Origin of the sequence: Stutzerimonas azotifigens DSM 17556, from assembly GCF_000425625.1 — a bacterium.
GTDB lineage: Bacteria > Pseudomonadota > Gammaproteobacteria > Pseudomonadales > Pseudomonadaceae > Stutzerimonas > Stutzerimonas azotifigens.
The window spans coordinates 179129-185224 of record NZ_AUDU01000017.1 but is presented as its reverse complement, the minus strand read 5'-3'; the positions used below and the strand labels follow the sequence as shown (position 1 = coordinate 185224).

Here is a 6096-nt window from a genome sequence, read left to right as displayed (position 1 = left end):
GGGTTCTACCCCGTTTCCACGGACGGTTTGAAAAGGGCTGAAAACTTCAGATCTTGCCTGGCGACTCTACGACGCATTCGTGGGTTATGAAACCGCTCGATGTAGTCGAATAAATCCGCCCGTGCTTCATCACGAGTTCGATACGACTGATGGACAACGCGCTCCCGTTTGAGCTGACCGAAGAAGCCTTCACAGGCTGCGTTGTCGCCGCAATGCCCGACGGCACTCATGCTGCAGACCAGCGTGTTGCGATTCAGAAAGCGCTGGTAGTCGGTGCTGGTGAATTGGCTACCGCGATCCGAATGCAGGATTACTGACCAGTCACCCTGGCGCTGCCAAATCGCCATCTCCACTGCTCGAATCACCATCTGCCGATCCTGGCGGTGATGCATCGACCAACCGATCACCAGCTTGCTGTACAAGTCGAGCACCACACATAGGAAAAGCTTGCCTTCCAGTGTGGCTATTTCCGTGATGTCCGTGACCCACTTGCGCTCCGGCTCCTGCGCGGTGAAATCGCGCTCCAGCAGGTTTTTCACGCCTGCTGGACGGCCACTGGCGACTCTTCCAAAACCACGTCTCTTACGGCGTGGCCAGCCTTGAATTCGCTCAGCCGCCATCAGGCGAGCAACGCGGTTCAAGCTGACGATTTCGCCCTCGTCGAGCAAATCCTCATGCATGCGCGGTGCGCCGATCACGCCACGGCTGTCCTCATGAATCTCACGAATGCGCCTGACCAGACGTGCATTCTCTTGAGTTCGCGGGCTTGGATCACGATCCTGCCAGGCGTAATAGCCACTGGCAGAAACCTTCAGGCAACGGCACATCAGACGTACCGGGTACTCGTTGCGGCAGCGCTGGATCACCGTGTACCGCTCGATGACTCCCTGGCAAAGTACGCTGCCGCGTCTCTTAAAAAATCACGTTCCTTGGTCACCCGGGCCAACTCACGCTTGAGGCGGGCCAGCTCCTCATCTCGCGGACTACCTGTTCCGGGAAAGGCCTTTTCTGCGCCTGGCTGTGCCTCTCGAACCCAGCGTGTGAGCAGGTTCGGAGCCACACCAATCTCCAGGGCCACCTGTCGACAGCTCGCCCCTGAACGACGAACCAACTCGATGGCTTCCCGCTTGAACTCGGGGCTGTATTTCTTGCGCTTCATGAACACTCCTTCAGCTCGGCATGAGCTTACTCGAAAGTGTCCGTGCTAATGGGGTAGAACCCGATGGATCACGGCGCCATGCAAGGGCACATGGGTGAGATGGATCACAGCGCCATGGATCATTCCAAGATGAACCATGGCTCCGCTGACGCTGCGAGAGCGACCAGTCGTACGCCCATTCCGGTTCTTACGAACGCCGACCGGAAGGCGGCATTTCCACCGCTGCCCGGCCATCAAATACATGACAGCGCCATCAACGGCTTTTTTCTTCTCGATCAGCTTGAGTATCAGGATGCGAATGACGGTAGCGCCCTGGCTTGGGACGCCTCCGGCTGGCTTGGCGGCGATATCAACCGGGTCTGGTTTCGCTCGGAGGGGGAGCGCACCAACGGCGTTACTGAGGATGCCGAACTGCAGCTACTTTACGGGCGCTCGATCGGACCCTGGTGGGATGTGGTTGCCGGCGTCCGCCAGGATTTTAAGCCGGACTCACCACAGACGTGGGCGGCGTTTGGCGCGCAGGGGTTGGCGCTCTATGCGTTCGAAGCGGAAGCTACCGCATTTATTGGTGAGAATGGCCAGACCGCAGCTCGCCTCGAGGGTGAGTACGATATTTTGCTTACCAACCGGCTGATTCTTCAGCCGACAGCCGAGGTGAACTTCTACGGTAAAAACGACCCAGAACGAGGCGTAGGGTCGGGGCTGGCCAATACCGAACTTGGTTTGCGTCTGCGCTATGAAATCGTCCGGCAGTTCGCGCCCTATATCGGTGTTTCCTGGAGCCGCTCCTATGGCAACACTGCAGACCTAGTGCGTGAGGACGATGGGGATGTTTCGGAGGCGCGTTTTGTCGCTGGCATCCGGGTATGGTTTTGAGTCGGCGAGGACGAAGACAGTAGATATGGATGTAGGCGGCGTTTTGCATGTCTACAAGGTGACTGGCATGTATACAGCGTGACGTTGGTCAGGTAGCCGCCGTGATACCACTAGCCGGTAGTGGTATCGCAGCTTTCAATGCCCCTGGCCCGCATTGTTGGACGCGATACATAAACTCGGCTGAAAGATCGGCGATGGTGGGTTATCTCTCAGGTATATAGCGTAACCATATGCGAGCGGCCTTCATGCCGCTCGACAGTTGAAGGCTCCTTGCGTTATCCCCGGCAGTTCGTTCCGACTACACGATATTCAAGAGTATTCAAGTTGCCCTTGGAGTCCTCGTAAGTAATTTGGGCTGGCATCACGTCATTGCAAGTCGTGTCGGTCCGCGTGGTGCGGATGACTTTGGCGATGTCTAGCTTCATTCCATAACGATAATGCACTACTTCCGGCGGATTCTTTCCGATGGAAGTGGCGTATTCCTGCATCGCCTTTTCGTTTGCGCGAATCATTTCTCCGTAGATGCGATCCGAACGACCTTCAGCCATGGCTAGCGAAGTTACAGTCATCAAAGATATCGCGGCCATGATTCTGCCAGTGCTCATATTAAACTCCTAATTAAAAATGTCGCTGACACTATAAGCTCGGCGGGATTTCCGGTGGGTGACTACAAAATTACATTGTTGTAATTGATTGGTTTGTTCGGCTGTCGAGATGCTAGTCCACAATGTTTTATTAAGAGGTTAATGTTTGAGGTAGTCAATTTCGTTGGGTCATGTTTTCATGTTGAATTTTTCGGTGTATCAATTTCATTTTAAAAAGCTGACATCGATGTAATGTCCAGGTCATCTGCATGACAGGCCTGATCTGCAATAAAGCCAAACAATAAAAATCGCTTCTTAATTCGAGGCTCGGATCATTAACGAGCCCATGCTTTTTCTTGTGCCGACTCCGCGTGCTACGGAGCTAGAACTGATGAATGTTTTGAGCAAAGGAAGTGGCTCATTGGTGCACCTTCCGCTCTGCGCGATGAGAGAGATCCTGGTGGACCTAGCCGAAGCTGGGAAAGGTTTTGGCTTTCGGCGCTGCGATCAAAGGGGCAGGCATGGCAGAAAGGGGCGTCTATGAACGGGATCGTTCAACCGTTGCCTCGCAGCCAGCGCGTGCTGCTGGCTGCTGTCGCCCTGGGCCTTGTTCTGAGCAGCGCTGTTCAGGCAACAGAGTCCGCCGAACTGGGGGCCACCTTGCCTCCGTTGCTCGATCTGCTCGAACGTCAGAGCCCGGAGCTGCGGGCTGCAGGGCATGAGCGGCAGGCTGCCTGGGAGCGGCCAGATGTGGCCGGCTCGCTTCCTGATCCGATGCTCACGTTCGAGGAAATGGGTATCGCCCGTGACGACCCGAGCCTCTCGCCGAGCGGCGTCGGCAGTACGCGCTACGCGTTCCGTCAGACCTTTCCGCTGGGCGGCAAGCGAGGGCTTGCCCGCGAGATCGCCGAGGCGGGTGCAGAGCAGGCGGTGGCGCGCGAGCGCCTGAGCCGGGTCGAGCTCAGGAGCCTGGTCAAACTGGCCTTCAACGAATACCAGTACGCCCATGCCGCCACCCAGGTGACCGAGGACTTGCGCGGCCTGGTGGATGAGCTTGAGAGCATCGCCCAGGCGCGCTACCGGGTCGGGCTTGCACCGCAGCAAGACGTGATCAAGGCGCAGACCGAGCACAGCAGCCTGCAGAGCGAGTTGCTAACGCTGGAGCGTGACCGGCGCAGTACTGCGGCGCGGCTCAACGGTATTCTGGCGCGCCCGGCGAACGCGCCGCTGGCGACGCCTGCCGGCTGGTCCGCGCTGCCTGCAGCGGTGCCTACCCTGGCGGAGCTGCAGGCGCGAATCCTTGGCGGCAACCCTCAAGTGGCCGAGCTCAATGCACGGATACAAGAAGCCCGACGCGCCGAGGAGCTCGCGAGCCGGAACTGGATTCCGGATGTCACCATCGGCACCGCCGTTGTGCAGATGGGTAACCGCGCCGAAGAATTCGAATTGATGCTGGAGATGAACATTCCCCTGTGGGGCAAGCGCCGCAGCGCCGAACAACGCGAGGCCGTCTCCATGCGCTACGCCGCAGAAGCCCGGCGTGAAGCGGTCAACAGCCGCCTCGCCGGTAGTGTCGGTGAAGCCTGGTCGGCGTTGGAAACCGCCTTTCGACAGCACGCGCTGACCGCAAGAACACTCTTGCCGCAGGCAGAACTCACCTATCAGTCAGCGCTTGCCAGCTATCAGACCGGCAACGTCGATTTCGCCACCTTGCTCGATGCCCAGCGACAGATCCGCCAACTGCGGCTGTCGCTCCTTTCGTACGAACTGGAGCAGCGCGTACGGGTAGTGGAACTGGAGCGTCTTGTCGGAGCAGAACTATGAAACGCAGCATGATTCTGGGCGCCGGCACGTTCGCCCTCGCCACCGCAATCGCCGGGTTTGCCGGCGGTTACCTGATGGCGCAAAAGCCAACTTCCTCAGAGACCGTCGATAGCAGCGCGCCACAGGAGCGCAAGGTCCTCTACTACCGTAATCCCATGGGCCTGGCCGACACCTCGCCGGTGCCGAAGAAGGACCCGATGGGGATGGACTACATCCCGGTGTATGCCGACGAGGCGCCCACTGTCGCGCAGGGCGAGCGCAAGGTTCTCTACTACCGCAATCCCATGGGTCTGCCGGACACCTCGCCAGTGCCGAAGAAGGACTCTATGGGCATGGACTACATCGCCGTCTACGAGGGTGAGGAATCCGGAAGCACCGTCACCATCAGCCCCGAGAAGATCCAGCTACTGGGCGTGTTGACCTCGCCGGTCGAGCGCCGTGTGCTCACGCGCACGGTGCGTGCCGTCGGTACGGTGCAGGTGGACGAGCGCGGCCAGTACACCCTGGCGCCGAAATTCGACGGATGGATTGAGAAGCTCCACGTGAACACCACCGGTGAGCCGGTCCGCAAGGGTCAGCCGCTGATAGACGTGTATAGCCCCGAGTTGGTGTCGGCCCAGCAGGAGTTCCTGATCGCCAATGCCGGACGGCAGCGTCTCGCGGGCGGCAGCGCGAATGCACGGCAGGGGGTGGCCTCACTCGCGGAATCTGCCATGCAGCGGCTGCGCAACTGGGATATCGGCGAAGCACAGCTTGAGCGCTTGCGCCGTACCGGCAAGACCAGCCGTACCTTGACCATCACCGCGCCGGTGGATGGGGTCGTACTGGAAAAAACGGCCTTGGAAGGCATGCGCTTCCAGGCCGGGGATGCGCTCTACCGAATCGCGGACCTCGATACCGTCTGGCTTATCGCCGAGGTGTTCGAGCAGGACCTGGCATTGATAAGGCTAGGGCAAGCGGTACAACTCAGCGTCAGCGCCTATCCAGACCGCCGTTTCACCGGCGAGGTGAGCTTCATCTACCCTGACCTCTCGCCGCAGACCCGCACCGTCCGGGTTCGTATCGAGCTGCCCAACCCCGACGGCCTGCTCAAGCCGGCCATGTTTGGCACTGCCCAGCTGGCTGCCGGGGAGCGCGCACCCGTGCTCGCACTTCCCGACTCGGCGGTGATCGACAGCGGCACCCGGCGGGTTGCGCTGGTCGCCCTGGGTGAGGGTCGCTTCGAGCCGCGCGAACTGCTCACCGGCAGACGGGCAGATGGCTTTCTTGAAGTGCTGGAAGGGCTGGGCGAGGGAGAGTCCGTGGTCACACGTGCCAACTTCCTGATTGATGCCGAGAGCAACCTCAAGGCCGCGTTGAGCGGCATGAGCACGAAGTCGGCGCCAGCCGCTGCCCATGATCATGGGGAGCATGCAGGACCTGGCCATACCGCCACGCCAACCGATGCCGCCGCACACAGCGCTCATGCCGCTCACGCCGGCCACACCGTCCCCATCGAGAGCAGCACTGACGATCATGCCGGCAGTCACGGAAGCAGCGAGGCTGATGCGTCGCCAAGTGATGGGGAGGATCATGAAAACCACGCCACGCCAGACGCGCATTCCGGCCACGTCATGCCGGATAGCCACGGCAATTCCCATGGAGGGCATTGAG

General features: G+C 59.7%; 5 protein-coding genes. 3 read left to right on the top strand and 2 right to left on the bottom strand.

Annotated features, from left to right (window positions below; translation table 11 throughout):
- Positions 1-5 precede the first annotated feature (5 nt).
- Positions 6-1159 (bottom strand): IS3 family transposase gene (locus H610_RS0101760; RefSeq protein ID WP_085985502.1). Its coding sequence is split into 2 segments (ribosomal slippage): positions 6-913 and positions 913-1159, totalling 1155 coding nucleotides; the frame shifts between segments, so codons are not numbered across the junction.
- A gap of 63 nt (positions 1160-1222) precedes the next feature.
- Here H610_RS0101760 and H610_RS0101755 point away from each other — a divergent pair.
- Positions 1223-2035, top strand: a complete 813-nt coding sequence (locus H610_RS0101755; RefSeq protein ID WP_408054987.1) for a copper resistance protein B — start codon at positions 1223-1225, stop codon at positions 2033-2035.
- 275 nt (positions 2036-2310) lie between these two features.
- On the opposite strand, the gene H610_RS24710 is transcribed toward H610_RS0101755, so the two are convergent.
- Positions 2311-2640: a DUF2790 domain-containing protein gene (locus tag H610_RS24710; protein WP_084166345.1), complete on the bottom strand. Its 330-nt coding sequence runs from the start codon at positions 2638-2640 to the stop codon at positions 2311-2313.
- A 519-nt stretch (positions 2641-3159) separates the two neighbouring features.
- Here H610_RS24710 and H610_RS0101750 point away from each other — a divergent pair.
- Together H610_RS0101750 and H610_RS0101745 are read left to right on the top strand one after the other, a co-directional pair.
- A complete protein-coding gene (locus tag H610_RS0101750; protein WP_028238074.1) occupies positions 3160-4443 on the top strand; it encodes a TolC family protein in 1284 nt (427 codons plus the stop codon).
- Entirely contained in the window at positions 4440-6095 is a 1656-nt protein-coding gene (locus tag H610_RS0101745) for an efflux RND transporter periplasmic adaptor subunit (protein ID WP_028238073.1), read from the top strand. The genes H610_RS0101750 and H610_RS0101745 overlap by 4 nt, the downstream gene beginning before the upstream one ends.
- The last annotated feature ends 1 nt before the right edge of the window (position 6096 follow it).

Excerpts from the sequence above, each read along its gene's own strand:
- H610_RS0101755 (WP_408054987.1), top strand. The coding sequence starts at position 1,223 with ATGGATCACGGCGCCATGCAAGGGCACATGGGTGAGATGGATCACAGC.
- H610_RS24710 (WP_084166345.1), bottom strand. The coding sequence starts at position 2,640 with ATGAGCACTGGCAGAATCATGGCCGCGATATCTTTGATGACTGTAACT.
- H610_RS0101750 (WP_028238074.1), top strand. The coding sequence starts at position 3,160 with ATGAACGGGATCGTTCAACCGTTGCCTCGCAGCCAGCGCGTGCTGCTG.
- H610_RS0101745 (WP_028238073.1), top strand. The coding sequence starts at position 4,440 with ATGAAACGCAGCATGATTCTGGGCGCCGGCACGTTCGCCCTCGCCACC.